The organism is Variovorax sp. OK212 (assembly GCF_900112425.1).
In the GTDB taxonomy this organism is placed as follows: domain Bacteria; phylum Pseudomonadota; class Gammaproteobacteria; order Burkholderiales; family Burkholderiaceae_C; genus Variovorax.
In genome coordinates this window covers 54,592-77,146 of the sequence record NZ_FOLP01000007.1, presented here as the reverse complement: position 1 = coordinate 77,146, position 22,555 = coordinate 54,592, and the positions used below count along the sequence as shown (strand labels likewise).

Genomic DNA, 22,555 nt, shown 5'->3' with positions numbered 1-22,555 from the left:
TGCCTACCCCTTCATGTCAGCCGGCCATCTTGCTGCTGCGCGCCGCGTCCAGCGCCTCGGGCTCCTGCGCCTCGACCCAGGTCTCGTTGTTCAGCGCGGCCTGCAGCCGGTTCTCGTCGAGCTCGTTGGTCCACTTGGCCACCACGATCGTGGCCACGCCGTTGCCGATCAGGTTGGTCAGCGCGCGCGCCTCCGACATGAAGCGGTCGATGCCCAGGATCAGCGCCAGCCCCGCCACCGGCACGTGGCCCACCGCCGACAGCGTGGCCGCCAGCACGATGAAGCCGCTGCCCGTGACGCCCGCGGCGCCCTTCGAGGTGAGCAGCAGCACGGCCAGCAGCGTGATCTCCTGCACCAGCGTCATCGGCGTGTTGGTGGCCTGCGCGATGAACACCGCCGCCATCGTCAGGTAGATCGAGGTTCCGTCGAGGTTGAACGAGTAGCCCGTGGGAATCACCAGGCCCACGCAGGTCTTGTTGGCGCCCAGGTTCTCCATCTTCTCCATCATGCGCGGCAGCACCGATTCGCTGGACGAGGTGCCCAGCACGATCAGCAACTCTTCCTTGATGTACTTGATGAACTTCCAGATGCTGAAGCCGTGGAAGCGCGCGATGAGCCCCAGCACCACGAAGATGAACAGCAGGCAGGTCAGGTAGAACGTGCCCATCAGCTTGCCCAGCGAGAACAGGCTGCCCAGGCCGTACTTGCCGATGGTGAAGGCCATGGCGCCGAAGGCACCGATGGGCGCCAGCTTCATGATGTAGTTGACGATGCCGAAGAGCACGTGCGAGCCCTTCTCGATCACGTCGAACACCAGCGTGCCGCGTCCGCCGAAACGGTGCAGCGCAAAGCCGAACAGCACCGCGATCAGCAGCACCTGCAGGATCTCGCCCTTGGCGAAGGCGTCGACCAGCGTGTTGGGAATGATGTTCAGGATGAAGTCGACCGTGCCGGTCATCTTGCCCGGGCCGGTGTACGAGGCGATGGCCTTGGTGTCGAGCGTGGCCGGGTCGACGTTCATGCCGGCGCCGGGCTGCAGCACGTTGACCAGCACCAGGCCGACCAGCAGCGCGATGCTGCTCACGATCTCGAAGTACAGCAGCGCCAGCCCGCCGGTCTTGCCGACCTTCTTCATGTCTTCCATGCCGGCGATGCCCACCACCACCGTGCAGAAGATGATCGGCGCGATGATCATCTTGATCAGCTTGATGAAGCCGTCGCCCAGCGGCTTCATGGCCTCGCCGGCCGCGGGATAGAAATGGCCGAGCAGCACGCCGATGATCACCGCGGTGATCACCTGCACGTAGAGGGAGCGGTAGATCGGGAGCTTCTTGGCAGGTGTGTTTGTTGTGTGTTCCATGGTGCCTCCGGAAGGATTGAAAAATTCAAGCCGGCATCGCCTTCTCTCCATTCGTACCGGCTGCGTTTCGGGCGCAAAAAAACCCGCCAGGGCGGGTTTCTTGTTCAGGTGCGGGTCAGCATCCTCAGTGCATGTGCAAGCCGCCGTTGACCGAGAAGTCGGCCCCCGTGCTGTAGCCGCCTTCGTCGGTGGCGAGCCAGGAGATGATGGAAGCGATTTCGCTCGGCTCGCCCAGGCGCTTGACCGGGATCGTGGCCACGATCTTGTCGAGCACTTCCTGGCGGATGGCCTTGACCATGTCGGTGCCGATGTAGCCCGGGCTCACGGTGTTCACCGTCACGCCCTTGTTCGCGAGCTCCTGCGCCAGCGCCATGGTGAAGCCGTGCATGCCGGCCTTGGCCGCGGAGTAGTTGGTCTGGCCGGCCTGGCCCTTGGCGCCGTTCACCGAGCTGATGTTGATGATGCGGCCCCAGCCCTTTTCGACCATGTCGCCCACCACCTGCTTGGTGACGTTGAACATGCTGTTCAGGTTGGTCTCGATCACCGCGCTCCAGTCCTCGGGCGTCATCTTGAGGAACATGCGGTCCCGCGTGATGCCGGCGTTGTTCACCAGCACGTCGATGGCGCCGTGCGCGGCCTTGGCGGCGGAGAACGCTTCGACGGTGGATTGCCAGTCGCCGACATTGCCGACCGACGCGTGGAAATCGAAGCCTTCGGCTTTCTGTTCGGCGAGCCACTTGGCGTAGTCGCGCGTAGGGCCGCAACCGGCGATCACGGTGAACCCGTCCCTGTGCAGGCGTTGGCAGATGGCTGTTCCGATGCCACCCATGCCCCCGGTGACATATGCAACTTTCTTGCTCATGAGATTTCCTTTATGTACGTAGCAAAAGCCTGAACGGCCGCCTTCACTCTAGCGAGTTTCAGGCCATGGCCCTCTGAGGAAAACACTGAGCCAAGCTTGCAACCAGCTGTCACGAAGCGGCCCCGTGTCCGGCCTCTGTCCACCCGTTTGTACTCGCACTGCCGCGTTGGTTCCACCTCGCGTGTACGCTCTTGCGCGGGCGTCGCCGAAACGGCTGCTCGCACGGCCATGCATCGGCCACGCACCGGTCTTTACCAAGGAGTTCGAAAGTATGAGTTTCGGAATCATCGTCTTCCCCGACGTCGAGGAACTCGACTTCGTCGGCCCCTGGGAAATGCTGACCATGTGGAGCAAGCTGGCCGGCGGCCCGGCGCACTGCCTCATCGTGGCCGAGAAGCGCGAGCCGGTGGTCTGCGCCAAGGGCCTGTCGGTCAACCCGCACGTGTCGTTCGGCGAATGCCCGCCGCTGGACTACCTGCTCGTGCCCGGCGGCATGGGCACGCGCCGCGAGGTCGACAACCCGGCCATGACACGCTTCCTGGCCGACCAGGCGCCGGGCTGCAAGGCGCTGCTGTCGGTATGCACCGGCGCCTTCGTGCTGCACGCGGCCGGCCTGCTCTCGGGCCGCACCGCGACCACCCACTGGGGGTCGCTCGACCGGCTGCGCGCGCTGGGCGACGTGAAGGTGGTCGAGCAGCGCTTCGTGCAGGACGGCAACGTCTGGACCTCGGCGGGGGTATCGGCCGGTACCGACCTGATGCTGGCCTTCATCGCGCACACCGCGGGCGAGGAAGCCGCCGCCAAGGTGCAGCTGCAGGCCGAGTACTACCCGGCCGACACGGTATACGGCAGTACCGCGAGCCACGAGCGCGCGCCGGCCTACGTGAAGCGCCCCGGCAAACCCTTCGGCAAGACCGCATGAACACCACCCCGTTGCCCCTTCCCCTGCTCGAACCCCTGGCCGTTCTCGCCGCGCGCGTGGGCGAGACGCTGCGCGCACGCGGGCAGACCGTGTCGGTGGTCGAGTCCTCGGCCGGCGGGCTGGTGTCGGCCGCCCTGCTCGCCGTGCCGGGCGCGTCGGCCTACTTCCGCGGCGGCGCGGTCGTCTATTCGCGGCGCGCCGGCCGCGCGCTGCTCGGCCTGACCGCCGAGGACATGACCGGCCTGCGCGGAGAAACCGAACCCTATGCGCGCCTGGTCGCGGGCCGGGTGCGCGACACCCACCACACGACCTGGGGCATCAGCGAAAGCGGCGCGGCCGGCCCGGCGGGCAGCCCGTACGGCGACGCGCCGGGGCACGTGTGCCTGGCCATCGTCGGCGCGGTCACGGTGAGCCGCACCATCGAGAACGGCGGCACCGACCGGCCGAAGAACATGGAGGTGTTCGCGCGGCAGCTGCTTGCGTTGTTCGACGAAACGCTGCGGGCGCAAGAGACCTCCGCCTGAGCCGCCGCGCCGGTGGCGCCGGGCACGAACTTGCGGGCGGGCGCCGCCACCGGGGCCGGCACGGTCCGCGCGGCACAGACGCTCACCTGGGCGGACCGGCCCGCTCCCTGGCCAGCAGGTCGGCGCATGCCGCGGGCTTCCAGTGGAAGCTCCGCGCCAGATACGCCCGATCGAAGACAACCTTGTACTGGCACTTCGCGGCAGCGCCGTCGCGCGTGCGAAGCTCGAAGAGGTAGTCCCATTCGCGCACACCGCCCAGGCCTTCGCCGAAATGCGGCGCGCCTGCGAGGCCCCGAAGCTGTTCCTTTGTCAGGCCGGGTCCGATGGCTCGCAGGTCGTCCATGTTCACGAACGCCCCCTCCTTCATCCAGGCGTCCCTGGCCGGGTCCGGGAAGACAGCCTGCCGCACCTGGCCCTCGTCGCCGATGTCCCTGCTCGGGTTCGACATGCAGCCCTGCAGGGCCATGAACGCCACCGCGCTCGCCGCCAGTGCCGCGAGGCGGCCCGGAGTCGTTGTTTTCGTCATATTCGGGTTCGGGTTCGGGTGATGTGGTGTGTAGATGGCCATGAGGGTTCGATCGCCGTTCATTCCCACACGCCGGTGATGCCGACGCGAAAGCCGATCGTTCCGGCCGTTGCCGCGGAAACACCGCCGGTGACGCTCCAGCGACCGTTCTCCGCCGTCTTGCGCACCGACACGCCAATGGCCGACTGGCCGCTGTAGGTGCCCATGGCGGCCGAGTAGGTGAACTTGCCCGCGATGTAGGGCGCGCTTTCCATTGCCATCGCCGAGGCAACGCCGGCGTAGGAGCGCTTGGCCACGTTCTGCACCGCCTGCCCGACCCGGTTGACGCGCGCGTCGGTGTAGGCCGCGCCGGCCATCGCCGCGCCCGCCAGCTGGTTCATGTTCACAGCGTCGGTGCCCTGCACGCCGGGCGCCACGTTGCCGATGCGCGTGCCGTCCGGCGCCTGGGCGTTGCCCAGCGTGACCTGGCTGTAGTCGGGGCTGCCGTCGGGGTGCTGCGCGTACTGCACGCTGCCGGCCTTGACCGCGCTCGCCGACGCCCTGAGTTGCGCCACGTTGGTCGCGTCGCTGTCCGCCGTCCCCGCCGCCACGCCGGTGATCTGGCGGTACTGGCCCTTGGCCGCATCGCCCACCGACACCGCGGCCAGGGTGCTCGTGGTGGCCTTGACCGCCGCCACCTGCCCGGCGCTGGCGCCTGGCGGCACGTAGCCCGCCACGCCAGCGGCCGTGGACGCCACCGAGCCCGAGCCCAACGCCACGCCGCCGGTGTGTTGCACCACGGCGTTGAACCCGATGGCCGTGCCTCTGGAGACGTTCGGGGCCTGGCTCAGCGGCGTGCCGCCCGCGTCGGCGCCGTCACCCAGCGCGGCGCCGCCGCCGCCCGCACGGGCGTTGGCGCCGATGGCTTGCGAGCCCGCTGCGGCCAACGAACCCGTGCCGACGGCGATGGCGTTCGCCCCCGTGGCCTGCGCACCGAAGCCCACTGCCACTGCGCCGTTGGCGGCCGCGTTCGCGCCGCTGCCGGCGGCCAAGGCGTGGTCGCCGCTGGCGATCGACTGCGGGCCCATCGCAACGGCTTCCTGGCCGCTGACCACCGCACTCGGTGCCGTCGCGTTGGCCTGGAAGTACTTGGTGCCGGTGTTGTAGATGGTGTTGACCGCCGTGCTCAGGCTGCCGACATTGCTGCCGGTGGTGCTCAGGCCCGTCGAGAGGCTGCCGATGCTGCCGATCGCACCGACCAGGCCGGTGGACAGGCTGGAAATTCCGCTGCTTGCGGTGCTGAGGCCGCTCGAGGTCGAGGTCGAAAGGATGCCGATGCTGCTGGCGGCCGTGCTCAGTCCCGACGATGTCGAGGTCGACAGGCTCCTGACGCTCCTGTCCGTGGTGCTCAAGCCGGTCGAAAGGAGCGAGATGCCGCTGGTGGCTGTGCTGAGACCGCTTGACGTCGAAGTCGACAGGCTGTCGATGCTGCTCGTGACAGTGCTCAGCCCCGACGACGTAGAAGTCGACAGGCTGCCGACGTTGCTGTTGGTCGAACTCAAGCCGGTCGAGAGGCTCGAGATGCCACTGGTCGCGGTACTCAGGCCAGACGAGGTCGATGTCGACAGGCTGCTCACGCTGCTGTTCGTCGAGCTGAGGCCAGTCGAGAGGCTGGAGATACCACTGATCGCGGTGCTCAAACCCGACGAGGTGGACGTCGACAGGCTGCTGACGTTGCTGTTCGTCGAACTCAGCCCGGTCGAGAGGCTCGAGATGCCGCTGTTCGCCGTGCTCAAACCCGAGGAGGTCGATGTCGACAAGCTGCCCACGCTGCTGTTCGTCGAGCTGAGGCCAGTCGAGAGGCTCGAGATGCCACTGGTCGCCGTGCTCAAGCCCGAGGAGGTCGAAGTCGACAGGCTGCCCACGCTGCTGTTCGTCGAGCTGAGGCCAGTCGAGAGACTCGAGATGCCACTGGTCGCCGTGCTCAAGCCCGAGGAGGTCGATGTCGACAAGCTGCCCACGCTGCTGTTCGTCGAGCTGAGGCCGGTCGAGAGACTCGAGATGCCACTGGTCGCCGTGCTCAAGCCCGAGGAGGTCGATGTCGACAAGCTGCCCACGCTGCTGTTCGTCGAGCTGAGGCCAGTCGAGAGACTCGAGATGCCACTCGTCGCCGTGCTCAAACCCGAGGAGGTCGATGTCGACAGGCTGCCCACGCTGCTGTTCGTCGAGCTGAGGCCGGTCGAGAGACTCGATATGCCACTGGTCGCCGTGCTCAAGCCCGAGGAGGTCGAAGTCGACAGGCTGCCCACGCTGCTGTTCGTCGAGCTGAGGCCGGTCGAGAGACTCGAGATGCCACTGGTCGCCGTGCTCAAGCCCGAGGAGGTCGAAGTCGACAGGCTGCCCACGCTGCTGTTCGTCGAGCTGAGGCCGGTCGAGAGACTCGAGATGCCACTGGTCGCCGTGCTCAAGCCCGAGGAGGTCGAAGTCGACAGGCTGCCCACGCTGCTGTTCGTCGAGCTGAGGCCGGTCGAGAGGCTCGCGATGCCGCTGGTTGCGGTGCTCAAGCCAGACGAGGTCGATGTCGACAAGCTGCCCACGCTGCTGTTCGTCGAGCTGAGGCCGCTCGAGAGACTGGAGATGCCGCTGTTCGCCGTGCTCAAACCCGACGAGGTGGACGTCGACAGGCTGCTCACGTTGCCGTTGGTCGAACTCAGTCCGGTCGAGAGGCTCGCAATTCCGCTGGTCGCCGTGCTCAAGCCGGACGAGGTGGACGTCGACAGACTGCCGACGCTGCTGTTGGTCGAACTCAAGCCCGTCGAGAGGCTCGCGATGCCGCTGGTCGCGGTGCTCAAGCCGGACGACGTAGCAGTCGACAGGCTGCTCACGGTACTGTTCGTCGAACTCAGCCCGGTCGAAAGACTCGATATACCGCTGGTCGCCGTGCTCAGGCCGGACGACGTAGAAGTCGACAGGCTGCTGACGCTGCCGTTCGTCGTGCTGAGGCCAGTCGAGAGGCTCGCGATGCCACTGGTCGCCGTGCTCAAGCCGGACGAGATGGACGTCGACAGGCTGCTGACGTTGCTGTTGGTTGAACTGAGGCCCGTTGAAAGAGTCGAGATGCCACTCGAGGTGGTGCTCAAACCCGTCGACAAGCTCGAAATGTCGCTGCTCACCGTGCCGATGCTGCTCGACAGCGATGCGGCGACAGTCTTGACCTGCAGCACGTTGACCGCGTCCTGGTCCGCGCTGCCCGCCGCCACGCCCGTGACCTGGCGGTTGCCCACATTCACTTCGCCCGACGAGGCCCGCTTGCCGGTCAGCGCAAAGGCGTCGTAGCTGGCCTGCGCGCCCACGCTGGCGACGGAGCCCGCGCCCAGCGCCACGCTGTCGGGCTTGGTGGTCTGCGCGTCCTTGCCGATCGCCACGCTGTTGTCGCCGTTGGAGATCGCGTTCTGCCCGATGGCCACGCTGTTCGCGCCCGCCGCCTGGCTGTCCGCGCCGGTGCTGTTGGCGTGCAAGTACTTGGTGCCGGTGTTGTAGATCGAGCTGACCGAGGAACTCAGCTTGCCGAGATTGCTGCTGGCGGTACTGAGGCCGGTCGACAGGCTGCCCACGCTGCTCGTGGCGGTGCTGAGGCCTGTCGAGAGGCTCGTGATGCCGGAGGAGGTCGAAGTCGACAGGCCGGCCACTGCGCTGTTGGTGGTGCTCAAGCCCGTAGAGACACTGCTCACGCCGCTGGTCGCGGTGCTCAGGCCGGTCGAGAGGCTGGTGATGCCAGTGGACGTCGAAGTCGACAGGCTGGCGACGGCACTGTTGGTCGTGCTCAGTCCGGAGGAGAGACTGTTGACGCCGCTGGTCGCAGTGCTCAGGCCGGTGGACAGGCTTCCGATGCCGCTGGCAGCGGTGCTGAGGCCGGTCGACAGGCTGGTGATGCCGGTGGAAGTCGACGACGAAAGGCTGGCAACCGCGCTGTTGGTTGTGCTCAAGCCCGTCGAGAGGCTCGTGATGCCCGTGGACGTTGAAGACGACAGGCTGGCGACCGCGCTGTTGGTTGTGCTCAAGCCCGTCGAAAGACTACTCACGCCGCTGGTCGCAGTGCTCAGCCCGGTGGACAGGCTGCCGATGCCGCTGGCGGCGCTGCTCAGGCCCGTCGACAGGCTGGTGATGCCGGTGGACGTTGAAGACGAGAGGCTCGAGACCGCGTTGTTGGTTGTGCTCAGACCCGTGGACAGGCTTCCGATGCCGCTGGCAGCGGTGCTGAGGCCGGTCGACAGGCTGGTGATGCCGGTGGAAGTCGACGACGAAAGGCTTGCAACCGCGCTGTTGCTTGTGCTCAAGCCCGTTGAGAGACTGGTGACGCCGTTGGTCGCGGTGCTCAATCCGGTAGACAGACTGCTGATGCCGCTGGTGGCTGTGCCCAGACCTGTCGAGAGGCTCGTGATGCCGGTGGACGTCGAAGTCGACAGGCTGGCAACCGCGCTGTTGGTCGTGCTCAAGCCCGTCGAGAGACTGGTGACGCCGCTGGTCGCCGTGCTCAAGCCGGTAGACAAGCTGCTGATGCCACTGCTGGCTGTGCTCAGACCTGTCGACAGGCCGGTAATGCCCGTGGAAGTCGACGACGAAAGGCTTGCAACCGCGCTGTTGCTTGTGCTCAAGCCCGTTGAGAGACTGGTGACGCCGCTGGTCGCGGTGCTCAAGCCGGTAGACAGACTGCTGATGCCGCCGGTGGCTGTGTTCAGACCCGTCGAGAGGCTCGTGATCCCAGCGGACGTCGAGGACGACAGGCTGGCCACCGCACTGTTGGCCGTGCTCAAGCCGGTGGACAGACTGCCGGCACCGCTGGTCACGGTGCTCAGGCCCGTCGACAAACTGTCGATCCCGCTGACGGCCGTGCCCAGGCCCGTCGAGAGACTGGCGACGCCGGTGGACGTCGAGGTCGACAAGCTGGCCACTGCGCTGTCGATCGTGCTCAGGCCGGTCGACAGGCTGCCGATGCCACTCGTCGCGGCGCTCAGCCCCGACGACGTCGAAGTCGACAAGCTGCCCAGGCTGCTGTCCGCCGTGCTCAAGCCCGTCGACAGCGAAGCGGCGGTGGTCGAAAGCTGGCTGACATTGACTGCATCCGTCGCTGCGCCGCCTGCAGCCACGTTGGTGATCCTGCGTTCGCTCCCGGCCGCCCCCACCGACACTTCGCCGGCCGGCGTTTCACCGGCGATGCTGGCGCTCGTCGACGGCTTGTAGGCACCGGTCGCCTTCAAGGCCTCCAGCGAATCCGAGGTGTTGCTCGACGAACCGAGCGCGACGCTGCCGCCATAGGCGGCGCTCGCATTCGCGCCCAGCGCGATGGCACGCTCGCCATCGGCGTTGGCGCCTATGCCGACGGCCATGCCGTACTTGCCGGTCGCGCGGCTGGCATAGCCGATCGCCATGGCGTCGTTGCCTTTCGACGTCGCCTCCCGCCCGACGGCCAGGCCGCCGTTCTCGGCATCCAGCACCTGCGCGCCGTAGCCGATGGCCACGGCATCGAACCCCAGCGCGTTGGCGTTCAGACCGACGGCAATCGAGCGGTCCTTGGCCGCATTCGATTTCTGGCCGATGGCAATGTTGGCTTGGCCCGCGGACACGGCGCCCTGCCCGACGGCGATTGCCGCGCCCCCCGCGGCGTTGGCGTTCGCGCCCAAGCCAACGGCATTCGATACGGCCGCCGCGCCATCCCCCTGGGCGATGCCGAAGGCACCGCTGACCTGCGCGCCGCGGCCGATGGCAATGCCGGACGCCGCAGCCGCGACGACGCCGGACTGCCCACCGATGGCGATCGCATCGGCGCCAAGAGCCTTCGTCCCGCCCTTGCCATTGGCGCCAAGCGCCATCGAACCCACGCCCGACGCAAGCGTATTCAAGCCGATAGCCAGGGCGCCGCCACCCTCGGCGTTGGCTCGGCTCCCGATGGCAACGTTGCCCCCCGTGGGCGATGCCGCGAAGCCAGCGATCGCTCCCTGCCCGATAGCAAGGTTCGCGACCCTGTCTGTGACATCCGACGGGGCGGTCATGGCAAATGAGCCGATGGCGATGTCCGCTGAGGATGCGGCGTTGGCCCTCGCGCCGATGGCCAACGCGGTGCCTCCCGTGGCCTCAGCGTTGGCGCCGATTGCGGCGGCCCCCATTCCCCTGCCTACGGAGCCATTCCCTAATGCCATCCCCCCAAGATGGGCCTCTGCCTCATTGCCGAAAGCAAACGAAGGTGCTGCGCCCGATGGCAGATCGTCACCAAGCGCCACCGACTTGTGGCCGATGGCAATGCTGAAACTGTCCGACGTGCGGGCACCGTCGCCAATGGCCACCGCACTGGTGCCAGACGCGTTGGTGTTCGAACCAATCGCAACCCCGTTGTTGATATTCGACGTCCCCGGCACGGTGCCGCCACTGGCCGTCGTTCGGGCTCCAACACCCATTGCAATCGAACCTGTACCGGTGGCGTTGGAGCCTTGGCCGATCGCAACCGAACCGCTGGAAGCGGCAATCGCGCCAGAACCCAGGGCTGCGGAGTCCGCGCCAGCCGCATTGCTGGTGCTGCCGATCGCCGTTGCATTGGCGTTGCTGGCCAAGGCCAGGTTTCCTCCGGCGAAAGCGCCTTGGCCGTTCGCTTGGGCGCCGACCCCGAGCGCGGTTGCAGCTTCTCCAGTCGCCTTGGCCAAGGTACCCACCGCAGTGTCACTGAGGCCCCCGACCACCGTGCCGTTGCCGATCGCGACCGAGTGGTCCGCACCGCTCATGCTCGGGAGCGCGTACTGCCCGTCTCTCGAACCGATCCCGACGGAGCCGGCGCCTATCGCACCGTCCTTCGTTCCGATGACGGCGCCCTGCGTCTGTGCCCGCACCGGCTCCGACATCGCCAGCGCCGCCACGACGCCCACCGTCATGCCGATGGCCGCTGCAGCCGCTTCCAGCTTCGCCATTCCCTGCCCTGACCTGCTGCGCTTGCCGCGCGCGGATGTGCGTTCGGACGTGGCAACCCACGCCCCGAGAGATTCGTTCCAGATCGAGCAATAGGACTTGTTCATGGCATTCGGTAATGAAAGGCGGTGACGACAGGCGCGCAGGCTCACGCGCGCCTTGCGGCGTGTGCTTGATTTCGTGGAAAAAATGCCCGGTCTTTCTCGAGAGAAAGGCGCATCGACCGGGGTGAAACCCGGCCTCGATGCATCGAGCGGCAACGGCATTCAGTGATGAAGCGAGCGGAATGTATCGCCGTGCTTTTGACAGCGGCCGGTCAATATTTCGTCGAATGTCTTAAAGGTGACTTTTCGAGCCCGGCGGCTTTTTGAAGCGTGATGTATGCCCACTGCCCGTCACATTGATTTCGACGCCGCACCCATAGACTGATTCGCGATACAACGACACGCACGCACGCACCAGTGCACGCGCTTCGGTCGATCTCGGTCGCCGCTTGCCGCATTGCGAACGAACACAACGAGGACCGTCATCGCCCCTGCAAATTCCATCGAAGACAAGGCATTGATGGAGCGCGCCTTGCGCATCACGCAAGGTTTCGCGACGTGGCCCGCCGCGCCCATGGGCCAGTTGCTGGCCCATTCACGCCTGGGGCACCACGAACGCGGTTCGCCCTTCTCCACCGAAACCGACGAGCCTGAAACCCTGGCCATCGTTTCCGGCCGCATGGTGATGGGCCGCACGCCGCCGGGTGGCACTCGCGCGGTGTTCGCCTTCATCGGGCCGGGCTCGGTGGTCGGCCTCGCCCGATCGCTCGACGGCAAGGACCAGTCGGTGCACGACTTCAGCGCGCACAGCAAATCGGTGGTGGCCATTCACATGCCCACGCGGCGGCTGCTCGAGGTTCTCGCGCGCGAACCGGCGCTGTGGAAAGACATGGCGCTCATGCTGCTGCGGCAACACCGGGACATGCTCGACACGCTGCTCGGCCAGGTGATCGGACCGTTCCCGCAGCGCCTTGCAGCCACCATCGAGCGGCTGTCGCGGCTGTACGGCAGCACTGCCGCAGGGCACGCCAGGCAGCGGCTCAAGGTGACGCAGGCAGACCTCGCGGGGGTGCTGCAGGTCACGCGGCAAACGGTGAACAAGGAACTCAAGTCGCTGGCCGAAACCGGCGCCATCGCGCTGGACTACAACGCGGTCACGGTGCTGGACATCGAGGCACTGCGAAAGATCACGCGCTCCCGCTGAGCCGATCGAACGACGCCCGCCCCTGCATCGGGGCCATGCGATGAGCGGGGTTCGGCGCCGGTTCGGGGCCGGTTCGGGGCCGGCTCGGGGCCGGTTCAGCGCCGGTTCGGGGCCGGCTCGGGGCCGGCTCGGGCCGTCAGTCGGCCTGCACGCCCGCCGCGCGAATCACCTTGCCCCACTTGTCGACCTCCGCCGCGAGGTGCGTGCGCAGGCTCTCAGGCGTCTGCTTGTCGAGCGGCACGATCTCGGAGCTGAGTTCGGCCAGGCGGTGCTTGACCATCTCGTCCTGCAGGCCGGCGCGCAGGGCCACGTTGAGCTTCTCGATGACCGCCGGCGGCGTGCCCTTGGGCGCGTAGATGCCGTGCCACACCTTCACGTCGAAGCCCTTCAGGCCCTGCTCGTCGAGCGTGGGAATGTTCGGCATGCTCGACAGCCGCCTGGGCGTGGTCACGCCGAACACCTTCACGCGGTTGCCGTCCTTGATGACCGGCGCGGTCTGCGTGGTCTGGTCGCACAGCAGGTCGACCTGCCCGCCCATGAGGTCGTTGAGCGCCGGGCCCGCGCCCTTGTAGGGCACGGTCGTGAGCTGCACGCCGATCTGGTTCATGAACAGCAGGCCGCACAGCTGCGACACCGCGCCCACGCCCGCGTTGGCCAGCGTCACCTTGTCCTTGTTGGCCTTCACGTAGGCCAGCAGCTCCTGGTAGTTGCTGGCCGGAAAGTCCTTGCGCGAGAGCAGCGTCATCGGCACGTCCAGCACCTGGCCGACGTACTCGAAGTCTTTGAGCGGGTCGTAGTTGAGCTTCTTGTAGAGCGCGGGCGCGGTGGCCATGCCCATGTGGTGGATCAGGATGGTGTAGCCGTTGGGCGCCGCCTTGGCCACGCGCGTGGGCGCGATGGTGCCGCCCGCGCCCACCGTGTTCTCGACGATCACCGTCTGGCCCAGCGACTTGCCCATGGGAATCGCGAGCATGCGCGCCACCACGTCGGTGGGGCCGCCGGCCGAGTACGGCACGACCATGACGATGGGCTTGTCGGGCCATGCGGCCTGCGCGGCCGCGGGCGTTTGAAAGCCCAGCAGGCAGGCGCTCGCCGAGGCCGCGAGCAAGGCGGTCTTGAAACGCCGGGTTGCCGCCGTCTGCACTTCCTTGTTCGCTGCTTTGTTCATTTCGTTGTTCACTTCTTTGTTCACTTCTTTGTCTCCTTCTTCGGGGTTGATGGATGTCTGCGGGCTAGGGGTGTTCGAGCGCGAGCAGCCGTTCGGCCAGCCGCACCACGGGCGCGTCGACCATGCGGCCGTCGAGGCTCGCGACGCCGCCGCCCGACGCGCGGATGGCCTCGACCACGCGGCGGGCCCAGGCCAGCTCTTCGGCGGTCGGGCCGAGCGCGGCCTGCACCGGCGCGACCTGGTCGGGGTGGATGCACAGCTTGGCGCCGAAGCCGCCGCGCCGCGCGCGCGCCGTGTCGGCCGCGAGCCGCGCGGCGTCGCGCCAGTCGGCTGTGACGCCGTCGATGGGCGCGGGCAGTTCCGCCCGGCGCGAGGCCAGCAGGAGCGCGAGGCGCACGGGCATGAGCTCGGCCTCGTCGGGCCCGCAGGCCAGGCCCAGGTCGGCCTGGAAGTCGAGGTTGCCGAAGGCCAGCCGCAGCACCTGCGCGGCGGTGGCGAGTTCATCGGCGGCCGCGAGGCCGGCGGCCGACTCGATCAGCGGCACGAGCACGCCCTGCGGGCCGATCGCCCGCGCGAGGCGCGCCAGGTCGGCCGCGCGCTCGGCCTTGGGCAGCACGACGCCGGCGATCAGCCCCTGCGCCACGAGCGCGGCGGCCTGCGCGCAGTCGCCGTCGTGCCACGGCGTGCCGGCCGCATTCACGCGCACCAGCAGGCGCGCACGCTGCGGCGGCGCCAGCGTGGCGAACGAGGCCGCCAGCTGCTCGCGCGCAGCCTGCTTCCGGTCGGGCGCGACGGCGTCTTCGAGGTCGACGATCACGCCGCCCGCGCCAGTGGCCAGCGCGCGGGCGTGGCGCTCGGGCCGGTCGGCCGGCACGAACAGGAAGGCGCGTGCGAGGGCCAGCGATGCGAGGGGTGCGGGAGGTGCGGGAGGTGCGGGAGGTGCAGCAGGTGCAAGACGTGCCACTGGCTCGTCGCTCATACCGCCTTCGCCTCGCGCAGCGCCTCGATCTGCGCGGCGCTGCGCCCCAGCGCGCGCAGGATGGCGTCGGTGTGCTCGCCCACCGCCGGAATCGGGTCCATGCGGTAGTCGAAGGCGCTTTGCCGCCCGGCCGGCAGCAGGGCCGGAATGTTCCCCGCCGGCGAGCCGACCTGCCGCCAGCGTTCGCGCGCCTGCAACTGCGGATGCGCCCACAGGCCGGCCATGTCGTTCATGCGCGCGTTGGCGATCTGCGCCGTGTCGAGCCGCTCCAGCACCTGCGCCGTGCTCAGCGCGCCGAAGGTCTGCACGATGATCGCGCGCAGCGCCTCGCGGTGCTCGTTGCGCCGCGCGTTGCTGTCGAAGCGCGCGTCGCTCGCGAGCCCCGCCTGCAGCAGCACCTTCTCGCAGAACGCGCGCCACTCGCGCTCGTTCTGCAGGCCCAGCATCACGGTGCCGCCGTCGCCCGCGGGGAACGGGCCGTAGGGGTAGATGGTGGCGTGCGAGGCCGCGCTGCGCGGCGGCGGCGGCGCGCCGTCGTAGGCGTAGTACATGGGGTAGCCCATCCACTCGGCGAGCGACTCGAGCATGGACACGTCGATGTGCGAGCCCTTGCCGGTCTTGCCGCGCTGGAGCAGCGCGGCAAGGATGCCGGTGTACGCGTACATGCCCGCCGCGATGTCGGCGATGGAGTTGCCCGACTTGCACGGATCGTCCGGCGTGCCCGTGACCGACAGGAAACCCGCCTCGCTCTGGATCAGCAGGTCGTAGGCCTTCTTGTCGCGGTACGGGCCGTCGTCGCCATAGCCCGAGATGTCGCAGACGATGAGGCGCGGGTGCTTCGCCTGCAGCGCCTCGGCGCCCAGGCCCATGCGCGCGGCGGCGCCGGGCGCGAGGTTCTGCACCAGCACGTCGGCATCGGCCAGCAGCTCCTGCAGCACGGCCAGCGCGGCGGGCTGCTTCAGGTCGAGCGTGAGGCTTTCCTTGGAGCGGTTGACCCACACGAAGTGCGAGGCCTCGCCGCCCACGCGGGCGTCGTAGGCGCGTGCGAAGTCGCCCACCTCGGGGCGCTCCACCTTGACGACGCGCGCGCCCAGGTCGGCCAGTTGGCGGGTGCAGAACGGCGCGGCGATGGCGTGTTCGAGCGAGATGACGGTGATGCCGTCCAGGGGTCTTGTCATGTGCGTGTTCTCCGGAATCAGGCGAGCACGGCCGTGGCCTGCATCGTGAGCCAGCCGTCGGCGTCTTCGCCCCAGAGCGTGAAGGTCTTGCCGTCCGTGTTGCCGTCTGTGTTGCCCTCGCTGCTGCTCTCAGCGGGCTTGCCGTGCACGCGGAACACCGCGGTGTCGAAGGTCGGGCGCACGGCGCGGAACTCGAAGCGCGCGAGCTGCGCGCCCGGCACCTGCCGGCGCAACAGGTCGACCAGCAGCGTCGCGATGAGCGGGCCGTGCACGATCAGGCCCGGGTAGCCCTCGACCTGCGTCACGTAGCGGCGGTCGTAGTGGATGCGGTGGCCGTTGAAGGTGAGCGCCGAGTAGCGGAACAGCAGCACGTCGTCGGGCGCGATGTCGCGGCTGAAACTTGCGTCCTTCGGCGCGGGCGTGGGCGGCGGCGCCTTCTCGCCGGGAGCGGCGGCGGCGCGGTAGACGATGTCGTGCTCTTCGGTCAATGCGAGGCCGCGTTCGTTGCGCACCTCATGGCGCACCAGCACGAACACCAGCTCGCCGGTGCGCCCGGCCTTGTGTGTCACCGACGCGATGGTCGAGGTGCGCTCCACCTTGTCGCCCACCCGCAGCGGATTGCCCGGCTCCCACGCGAGCCGCCCGCCGGCCCACATGCGGCGCGGCAGCGGCACGGGCGGCAGGAAGCCGCCGCGCTTCGCATGGCCGTCCTCGCCGATTTCCGACTGGCGGTGGTGCGGCAGAAAGTACAGCCAGTGCCACAGCGCGGGCAGCGGCGTGCCGGCCTGCGGCAGCGGATCGTCGCGGTCGAGCGTGGCGGACAGCGCGCGCACGGGCGCGGCGGTGATGTCGTCGGCCAGCGTTTCGCTGCGGCCCTGCCAGGCCTGCAGCGCGGCCAGCGCGTCGTTGTCGATGAGGGGAGCGGATGTGTTGTCGTTCATGGGAGGTGTGATTCAGTCGACCGCGGCGCCCGAGGCCTTGACGATCCGCGCCCACTTGGCGAGGTCGCCCTGCAGCAGCGCGGTGAACTGTTCGGGCGACGTGGGCGCGGCGATTTCCACGCCCTGCTGGTCGAGCTTGTCGCGCAGGTCCTTCGAGGCCAGCGCCTTGCGCGTGGCGTCCTGCAGGGTGGCGAGCACGTCGGCGGGCACGCCCGCGGGGGCGAACAGGCCGATCCACAGCGTGCCGTTGTAGCCCGGCACGGCCTCGGCGATGGCGGGCACGTCGGGCAGCACCGGGGAGCGCTTGTCGCCGCTCACGGCCAGCGCGCGCAGCTTGCCGGCCTTGATGTGCGCGAGCGCCGACGGCAGGCTCGCGAAGACGATCGGCAGCTGCCCGCCCAGCACGTCGTTGAGCGCGGGTGCCACGCCCTTGTAGGGCACGTGCTGCAGCGAGATGCCGGCCATGCTGTTGAGCATTTCGCCGAGCAGGTGGTTCAGCGTGCCGTTGCCGGCCGAGGCGTACTGGTAGTTGGCGCCCTTCTGCCGCGCGAGCTTCAGGAACTCGGCCAGGTTCTTCGCGGGGAACGACGGGTTCACCAGCAGCACGTTGGGCACCGCGCCGACGAGGCCGACGGGCCTGAAGTCCTTCACCGGGTCGAAGCCCGGGTTCTTGTACAGCGCGGGGTTGATGGCCTGGCTGCTGCTGATGGTCATGAGCAGCGTGTAGCCGTCCTTCGGGCCCTTGGCCACCAGCTGCGTGCCGATGTTGCCGCCCGCGCCGGGGCGGTTGTCGACCACCACGCTGGCGTTGTTCATCACCTCGCCGAGCTTCTGGCCCACGAGGCGCCCGACGATGTCGTTGGTGCCGCCGGCGGCCTGCGGCACCACGAGCGTGACGGGGCGCGAGGGGTAGGTGTCGGCGTTGGCCGCGGCGGGTGCGGCCAGGGTGGCTGCGGCGGCGAAGGCCAGCAGCGCGAATGCGCGCAATCTCATGTGTGTTGTCTCCATGGCCCGCATGGTCGGGCGCCCTCCCCCCGCGCGCAATCTGCGATTTCAAAACCCAGCCTTCTGCAATTCCGAAGGCTCGGGCCCGCCCGACCCCTACCATCACGCGATGCTTTTCGACCTGACCGACCTGCGCCTGTTCGTGGCCGCGGCCGAACTCGGCAACCTCACGCGCGCCGCCGAGCGCCAGCACCTGTCGCTGGCGGCGGCCAGCGCGCGCATCAAGGCGCTGGAAACGCAGGCCGGACTGCAGCTGCTGCAGCGCGAAGCGCGCGGCGTGCGGCTGTTGCCGCCGGGCGAAGCCTTCCTGCACCATGCGCGGCTGGTGCTGCACCAGACCGAGCAGCTGCGCGCCGACCTGCTCGAGTACGGCGGCGGCCTGCGCGGGCACTTGCGCGTGTTCGCCAACACCACGGCCGTGACCGACTTCCTGCCCGAGATCCTGCCGGGCTTCCTGGCGCACAACCCGCGCATCAACGTCGACCTTCAGGAAAAACCGAATGCTCAGATCCCGCGCGGCGTGCTCGACGGGCGCGCCGACATCGGCATCGTCGCGGGCCGGGTCGACACGCTGGGGCTGGAGTCGATCCACTTCAGCACCGACCGGCTGGTGCTGGTCACGGCGCGCGGGCATCGCTTCGCGAAGCGCCGCAAGATCTCGTTCGCCGAGACGCTCGACGAAGACGCCATCGGCATGCAGCAAGGCAGCACGCTGCAGGCCTTCCTGGCGCAGATCACCGACAACCTGGGCAAGCGGCAGAAGCTGCGCATCCAGCTCGGCAGCTTCGACGCCATGTGCCGGATGATCGGCAGCGGCGTGGGCATCGGGGTGGTGCCGGAGTCGGCGGCGCGGCGCAACCAGGAGAGCATGCAGCTCGCGCTGATCGAGCTCGGCGACGCGTGGTGCGTGCGCGAGCGCTACCTGCTGGTGCGCAACCGGGCGGCGCTGCCGGTCTATGCGCAGGCGCTGGTCGACACCTTGTGCCGGCACTACGCCGGGCAGCAGGCCCAAGAGCAGGCCGAACAGCCCAAGTAGGCGGCATCACCCGAAAACAGGCACCTGCGGCCGTTTGGTGAACAACTCCCTGTCCATCCCCATTTTCCGTGGACAACTTTGGGGGTAACTCATGAGGAGCCTTGTAAAACACATATAAGTTGTTGTTCCATAAGGGTATTCCTTAGTTTGCTCAATTTTTGAGCGGTGAACAACCTTGGCAGCCTAAACGGTGCCGTCAAGCCCGAAAGCGCGTACGAGGAGTACTTTTTCACGATATACGGCCGCCAAAAAGCGCGGTCGGCTCAGCCACTTGGACCTGAATCGTGGAAAACCCCATGTCGTCCCCATTTTCAGTGCACAACTTTGGGGATAACTCATGAGGAGCCTTGTAAAAGCAACGCAAGTCGTTGTTTTACAAAGGTATTAATCACTTTGCCCAAAAATTGGGCGGTGAACAACGCGCCGACGCTGGTACTTTTCGGTCAATAAGGCGGCGCCTTGCGCGCGCGCTGCGCCCGCGCCGCCTCGGTCCACCAGGCCAGGTCGTCCGCGAAGCGCCCGAACGAGCGCTCCAGCGATTCGCCGGCCGCACCCGTGGGCTTGCCGGCCGCGTCCAGCGTCTGCGAGATCGGGCCGACCGCCAGCGTGCTCGACACCACGACCATGCCCATCTCCGACAGGATCGAATGCCACACCGTGCCCGATCGCACGCCCGAGAAGCGCCCCGCCGAATAGCTGGCCACCGCCGCGGGCCGCCAGAACCACTCTTCGAGGAAGTGGTCGGTGAGGTTCTTCAGGCCCGGCTGCGGGCCCCAGTTGTATTCGCCGGTGACGAAGACGAAGGCGTCGGCGCTGCGGATCTTCTCGGCCAGCGCTTCCATGGCCGCGGGCGCGGTGCCCTTGGGGTATTCCTTGTACATGCGGTCGAGCATGGGCAGGTCGACCTCCTTCGCGTCCACCAGCTGCGCGTTGTCGCCGCGCGCGCGCAACGCGCTGACGATGTAGTCCGCCAGGCGCACGCCCATGCGGTCGGAGCGGTAGGAGCCGTAGAAGACCAGGATGTTGTCGCTCATGGGTGGGCTCCTTGTGGATGGCTCAACTCGGCGTGCCGAGCTTGTCCTGCGTGCGCGTGTCGAAGTCGCCGGCGTCGTGCCGCTCGTGCAGCTGGCTGTCGGGCTGGCCCCACGCGCGGTTGACCATGCGGCCGCGCTGCACGGCGGGGCGCTGCGCGATCTCGTCGGTCCAGCGCAGCACGTTCTTGTACTCGCCCACCTGCAGGAACTCGCCCGCCTCGTACAGCTGGCCCTTGGCGAGCGTGCCGTACCAGGGCCACACGGCCATGTCGGCGATGGTGTATTCGTTGCCCGCCAGGTAGCGGCTCTGCGCCAGCCGGCGGTCGAGCACGTCGAGCTGGCGCTTCACTTCCATGGCGAAGCGGTCGATGGCGTATTCGATCTTCGTGGGCGCGTAGGCATAGAAATGCCCGAAGCCGCCGCCCAGATACGGGGCACTGCCCATCTGCCAGAACAGCCACGACAGGCATTCGGCGCGCGCCGCGCGCTCGGCCGGCAGGAAGGCGCCGCCGAACTTCTCGGCCAGGTACTGCAGGATCGCGCCCGACTCGAACACGCGCACGGGCGTGGCCTCGCCGCGGTCCAGGAGCGCGGGAATCTTGGAGTTCGGGTTCACCGCCACGAAGCCGCTGCCGAACTGGTCGCCCTCGTTGATGCGGATCAGCCAGGCGTCGTACTCGGCGCCGGTGTGGCCCAGCGCGAGCAATTCCTCGAGCATGACCGTCACTTTCACGCCGTTGGGCGTGGCGAGCGAATAGAGTTGCAGCGGGTGCTTCCCTACCGGCAGGTCTTTCTCCTGGGTGGCACCCGCGATCGGGCGATTGATGTTCGCGAAGCGGCCGCCGCTTTCCTTGTTCCAGGACCAGACGGTGGGCGGCGTGTAAGCGGCTACGGCGGCCGTGCTGGCCGTGGAGGTCGTGCCATTCATGCAATGTGTTCCAGGAGTTGAACAGACGATGACGATTCTCTACGACTGCGCCACCGCACCGAGTCCGCGGCGCGCGCGCATCCTGCTTGCCGAAAAGGGCATTGCCCACGACACCGTGCAGGTCGACCTCGCCCGTGGTGAGCAATTGGGCGCCGCCTACCGCGAGATCAATCCGCAGTGCACGGTGCCCGCGCTGCGCACCGAGGAAGGCGCGCTGCTCACCGACAACGCCGCCATCGCGGCCTACCTGGAGGCCCGCTACCCGGAGCCGGCGCTGATGGGCCGCACGCCGCAGGACAAGGCGGAGATCGCCAGCTGGAACTGGCGCATCGAATTCGAGGGCTTGCTGGCCATTGCGGAGACGCTGCGCAACGGCTCGCCGGCCATGGCCGACCGGGCGTTGCCGGGCCCTGTGAATTACGCGCAGATTCCCGAGCTGGCACAGCGCGGCCAGGCGCGCGTGCAGCATTTCTTCGAGACCTTGAATGCGCGGCTGGCCGGCCGCGACTTCGTTGCCGCCGGCCAGTTCAGCCTGGCCGACATCACCGCCGTGGTGGCGGTGGACTTCGCCCGCGTGGTGCGGGTCAAGCCCGGGGAACAGCACCCCGAGCTGCTGCGCTGGCGCGCCGCGATGGCGCTGCGCCCGTCGATGTCGCGCTGAGCGGCGACACCCACAGGGCGCAAGCGCCTTGTGATCAGCGTTCGATGGTCAGCGCCACGCCCATGCCGCCGCCGATGCACAGCGAGGCAATGCCCTTCTTGGCGTTCTGGCGCTGCATTTCGTGCAGCAGCGTCACCAGGATGCGGCAGCCCGACGCGCCGATGGGGTGGCCGATGGCGATGGCGCCGCCGTTCACGTTCACCTTGTTCACGTCCCAGCCCATTTCGCGGTTCACGGCGCAGGCCTGTGCTGCGAAGGCTTCGTTGATTTCCAGCAGGTCGAGGTCGGCGGCCTTCCAGCCGGCGCGCTGCAGCGCCTTGGTCGACGCGGGCACCGGGCCCATGCCCATGATGGCGGGGTCGAGGCCGGCGGTGGCATAGCTGGCGATGCGGCCCAGCGGCTTCAGGCCGAGCGCGGCGGCCTTCTTGGCGGTCATGACCATCACGGCGGCGGCGCCGTCGTTCAGGCCCGAGGCATTGCCCGCGGTCACGCCGCCGGCCTTGTCGAAGGCGGGGCGCAGGCCGGCCAGCACTTCGGCGCTGGTCTTGCGGTTGATGAACTCGTCCTGGTCGAAGACGACCGGGTCGCCCTTCTTCTGCGGAATGCTCACGCCGACGATCTCGTCCTTGAACTTGCCGGCGTCCTGCGCGGCGGCGGCCTTGGTCTGGCTGCCCAGTGCCAGCTCGTCCTGCGCGGCGCGGTCGATGCCGAACTTCTTGGCCACGTTCTCGGCGGTGATGCCCATGTGGTACTGGTTGTAGACGTCCCACAGGCCGTCCACGATCATGGTGTCGACCATCTTCCAGTCGCCCATGCGCTGGCCGTTGCGCGAGTTGGGCAGCACGTGCGGCGCCATGCTCATGTTTTCCTGGCCGCCGGCAATGACGATCTCGCTGTCACCCGTGGCCACGGCCTGGGCCGCCAGCATCACGGCCTTCAGGCCCGAGCCGCACACGGCGTTGATGGTGAGCGCCGGCGTTTCCTTGGTGCCGCCGCCCTTCAGCCATGCCTGGCGCGCGGGGTTCTGGCCGGCGCCGGCCGCGAGCACCTGGCCCATGATGGCCTCGCCGACCTGGTCGGCGCTGAGGTTGGCACGCGCAATCACTTCCTTGATGACGATGGCGCCCAGCTCGGTGGCCGCAATGCCGGCGAGCGCGCCGCCGAACTTGCCAACCGCCGTGCGTGCTGCCGAAACGATGACGATGTCTTCCATGAGGATCTCCGTTGAAGTGATTTGAAATCGAGGTGTT

General features: G+C 68.0%; 18 protein-coding genes and 2 pseudogenes. 6 read left to right on the top strand and 14 right to left on the bottom strand.

All coding sequences use genetic code 11. From position 1 onward, the window contains the following. Positions 1–16: 16 nt before the first annotated feature. On the bottom strand, positions 17–1,360 hold the full coding sequence (locus BM004_RS21230) for a dicarboxylate/amino acid:cation symporter (protein WP_093216466.1): 1,344 nt from the start codon (positions 1,358–1,360) through the stop codon (positions 17–19). Positions 1,361–1,484: 124 nt separating this feature from the next. After that, positions 1,485–2,222 (bottom strand): acetoacetyl-CoA reductase, encoded by a 738-nt coding sequence (gene phbB, locus BM004_RS21225; protein WP_093132090.1) that lies wholly within the window; start codon positions 2,220–2,222, stop codon positions 1,485–1,487. A 271-nt stretch (positions 2,223–2,493) separates the two neighbouring features. Here phbB and BM004_RS21220 point away from each other — a divergent pair, with 271 nt between their 5' ends. After that, entirely contained in the window at positions 2,494–3,144 is a 651-nt protein-coding gene (locus BM004_RS21220; protein WP_093132088.1) for a DJ-1/PfpI family protein, read from the top strand. Then, positions 3,141–3,668 (top strand): CinA family protein, encoded by a 528-nt coding sequence (locus BM004_RS21215; protein ID WP_093216463.1) that lies wholly within the window; start codon positions 3,141–3,143, stop codon positions 3,666–3,668. Before BM004_RS21220 ends, BM004_RS21215 begins: the two co-directional genes overlap by 4 nt. 82 nt (positions 3,669–3,750) lie before the next feature. Here BM004_RS21215 and BM004_RS21210 read toward each other — a convergent pair whose 3' ends face one another. The 3 genes and pseudogenes from BM004_RS21210 to BM004_RS42500 form a co-directional block, all read right to left on the bottom strand. Then, entirely contained in the window at positions 3,751–4,236 is a 486-nt protein-coding gene (locus BM004_RS21210; RefSeq protein WP_177206557.1) for an outer membrane protein assembly factor BamE, read from the bottom strand. Between the two features lie 17 nt (positions 4,237–4,253). After that, positions 4,254–5,585 carry a YadA family autotransporter adhesin gene (locus BM004_RS42505; RefSeq protein WP_371270251.1) on the bottom strand — a complete coding sequence of 444 codons (1,332 nt, stop codon included), beginning with the start codon at positions 5,583–5,585 and terminating at the stop codon, positions 4,254–4,256. 1,797 nt (positions 5,586–7,382) lie between these two features. Next, positions 7,383–7,577, bottom strand: a pseudogene (locus BM004_RS42500) (adhesin); the annotation flags it as partial. A 7-nt stretch (positions 7,578–7,584) separates the two neighbouring features. Here BM004_RS42500 and BM004_RS42495 point away from each other — a divergent pair. Continuing rightward, positions 7,585–7,713, top strand: coding sequence for a hypothetical protein (locus BM004_RS42495; RefSeq protein ID WP_371270257.1), 129 nt, complete (start codon positions 7,585–7,587; stop codon positions 7,711–7,713). 1,556 nt (positions 7,714–9,269) lie between these two features. Here the strand turns inward: BM004_RS42495 and BM004_RS42490 are convergent. Then, positions 9,270–11,234 (bottom strand): annotated as a pseudogene (locus BM004_RS42490) (ESPR-type extended signal peptide-containing protein); the annotation flags it as partial. 469 nt (positions 11,235–11,703) lie between these two features. Here BM004_RS42490 and BM004_RS21200 point away from each other — a divergent pair. Beyond that, complete coding sequence (locus BM004_RS21200) at positions 11,704–12,375, top strand: Crp/Fnr family transcriptional regulator (protein WP_177206556.1); 672 nt, start codon at positions 11,704–11,706, stop codon at positions 12,373–12,375. Between the two features lie 136 nt (positions 12,376–12,511). On the opposite strand, the gene BM004_RS21195 is transcribed toward BM004_RS21200, so the two are convergent. The 5 genes from BM004_RS21195 to BM004_RS21175 form a co-directional block, all read right to left on the bottom strand. Then, on the bottom strand, positions 12,512–13,543 hold the full coding sequence (locus tag BM004_RS21195; protein ID WP_093216830.1) for a tripartite tricarboxylate transporter substrate-binding protein: 1,032 nt from the start codon (positions 13,541–13,543) through the stop codon (positions 12,512–12,514). A 64-nt stretch (positions 13,544–13,607) separates the two neighbouring features. Continuing rightward, positions 13,608–14,522 carry an HpcH/HpaI aldolase/citrate lyase family protein gene (locus BM004_RS21190; protein WP_093216455.1) on the bottom strand — a complete coding sequence of 305 codons (915 nt, stop codon included), beginning with the start codon at positions 14,520–14,522 and terminating at the stop codon, positions 13,608–13,610. Continuing rightward, entirely contained in the window at positions 14,519–15,700 is a 1,182-nt protein-coding gene (locus BM004_RS21185) for a CaiB/BaiF CoA transferase family protein (protein ID WP_093216453.1), read from the bottom strand. The genes BM004_RS21190 and BM004_RS21185 overlap by 4 nt, the downstream gene beginning before the upstream one ends. A gap of 17 nt (positions 15,701–15,717) precedes the next feature. Then, positions 15,718–16,641: an HTD2 family dehydratase gene (locus BM004_RS21180; protein WP_093216450.1), complete on the bottom strand. Its 924-nt coding sequence runs from the start codon at positions 16,639–16,641 to the stop codon at positions 15,718–15,720. A 12-nt stretch (positions 16,642–16,653) separates the two neighbouring features. Further along, positions 16,654–17,634: a tripartite tricarboxylate transporter substrate binding protein gene (locus BM004_RS21175; protein WP_093216448.1), complete on the bottom strand. Its 981-nt coding sequence runs from the start codon at positions 17,632–17,634 to the stop codon at positions 16,654–16,656. Positions 17,635–17,755: 121 nt separating this feature from the next. Between BM004_RS21175 and BM004_RS21170 the strand changes: the two genes are divergently transcribed. Continuing rightward, positions 17,756–18,682 carry a LysR family transcriptional regulator gene (locus tag BM004_RS21170; RefSeq protein ID WP_093132071.1) on the top strand — a complete coding sequence of 309 codons (927 nt, stop codon included), beginning with the start codon at positions 17,756–17,758 and terminating at the stop codon, positions 18,680–18,682. A gap of 443 nt (positions 18,683–19,125) precedes the next feature. On the opposite strand, the gene BM004_RS21165 is transcribed toward BM004_RS21170, so the two are convergent. Together BM004_RS21165 and yghU are read right to left on the bottom strand one after the other, a co-directional pair. Further along, on the bottom strand, positions 19,126–19,716 hold the full coding sequence (locus tag BM004_RS21165) for an NADPH-dependent FMN reductase (RefSeq protein WP_093216445.1): 591 nt from the start codon (positions 19,714–19,716) through the stop codon (positions 19,126–19,128). A gap of 22 nt (positions 19,717–19,738) precedes the next feature. Further along, on the bottom strand, positions 19,739–20,644 hold the full coding sequence (yghU, locus tag BM004_RS21160; protein WP_093132068.1) for a glutathione-dependent disulfide-bond oxidoreductase: 906 nt from the start codon (positions 20,642–20,644) through the stop codon (positions 19,739–19,741). A gap of 28 nt (positions 20,645–20,672) precedes the next feature. Here yghU and BM004_RS21155 point away from each other — a divergent pair, with 28 nt between their 5' ends. Further along, complete coding sequence (locus BM004_RS21155; protein ID WP_093216443.1) at positions 20,673–21,305, top strand: glutathione S-transferase family protein; 633 nt, start codon at positions 20,673–20,675, stop codon at positions 21,303–21,305. 34 nt (positions 21,306–21,339) lie between these two features. Here the strand turns inward: BM004_RS21155 and BM004_RS21150 are convergent, their stop codons facing one another. Beyond that, positions 21,340–22,518 carry an acetyl-CoA C-acetyltransferase gene (locus BM004_RS21150; RefSeq protein ID WP_093132064.1) on the bottom strand — a complete coding sequence of 393 codons (1,179 nt, stop codon included), beginning with the start codon at positions 22,516–22,518 and terminating at the stop codon, positions 21,340–21,342. Between the last annotated feature and the right edge of the window lie 37 nt (positions 22,519–22,555).

Bases quoted from the DNA above. Each gene is read 5' to 3' on its own strand.
- yghU (WP_093132068.1), bottom strand. From the start codon at position 20,644: ATGAATGGCACGACCTCCACGGCCAGCACGGCCGCCGTAGCCGCTTAC.
- BM004_RS21180 (WP_093216450.1), bottom strand. From the start codon at position 16,641: ATGAACGACAACACATCCGCTCCCCTCATCGACAACGACGCGCTGGCC.
- BM004_RS21210 (WP_177206557.1), bottom strand. From the start codon at position 4,236: ATGGCCATCTACACACCACATCACCCGAACCCGAACCCGAATATGACG.
- BM004_RS21165 (WP_093216445.1), bottom strand. From the start codon at position 19,716: ATGAGCGACAACATCCTGGTCTTCTACGGCTCCTACCGCTCCGACCGC.
- phbB (WP_093132090.1), bottom strand. From the start codon at position 2,222: ATGAGCAAGAAAGTTGCATATGTCACCGGGGGCATGGGTGGCATCGGA.
- BM004_RS21185 (WP_093216453.1), bottom strand. From the start codon at position 15,700: ATGACAAGACCCCTGGACGGCATCACCGTCATCTCGCTCGAACACGCC.
- BM004_RS21175 (WP_093216448.1), bottom strand. From the start codon at position 17,634: ATGAGATTGCGCGCATTCGCGCTGCTGGCCTTCGCCGCCGCAGCCACC.
- BM004_RS21195 (WP_093216830.1), bottom strand. From the start codon at position 13,543: ATGAACAAAGCAGCGAACAAGGAAGTGCAGACGGCGGCAACCCGGCGT.
- BM004_RS21215 (WP_093216463.1), top strand. From the start codon at position 3,141: ATGAACACCACCCCGTTGCCCCTTCCCCTGCTCGAACCCCTGGCCGTT.
- BM004_RS21230 (WP_093216466.1), bottom strand. From the start codon at position 1,360: ATGGAACACACAACAAACACACCTGCCAAGAAGCTCCCGATCTACCGC.
- BM004_RS21170 (WP_093132071.1), top strand. From the start codon at position 17,756: ATGCTTTTCGACCTGACCGACCTGCGCCTGTTCGTGGCCGCGGCCGAA.
- BM004_RS21220 (WP_093132088.1), top strand. From the start codon at position 2,494: ATGAGTTTCGGAATCATCGTCTTCCCCGACGTCGAGGAACTCGACTTC.
- BM004_RS21190 (WP_093216455.1), bottom strand. From the start codon at position 14,522: ATGAGCGACGAGCCAGTGGCACGTCTTGCACCTGCTGCACCTCCCGCA.
- BM004_RS21150 (WP_093132064.1), bottom strand. From the start codon at position 22,518: ATGGAAGACATCGTCATCGTTTCGGCAGCACGCACGGCGGTTGGCAAG.
- BM004_RS21155 (WP_093216443.1), top strand. From the start codon at position 20,673: ATGACGATTCTCTACGACTGCGCCACCGCACCGAGTCCGCGGCGCGCG.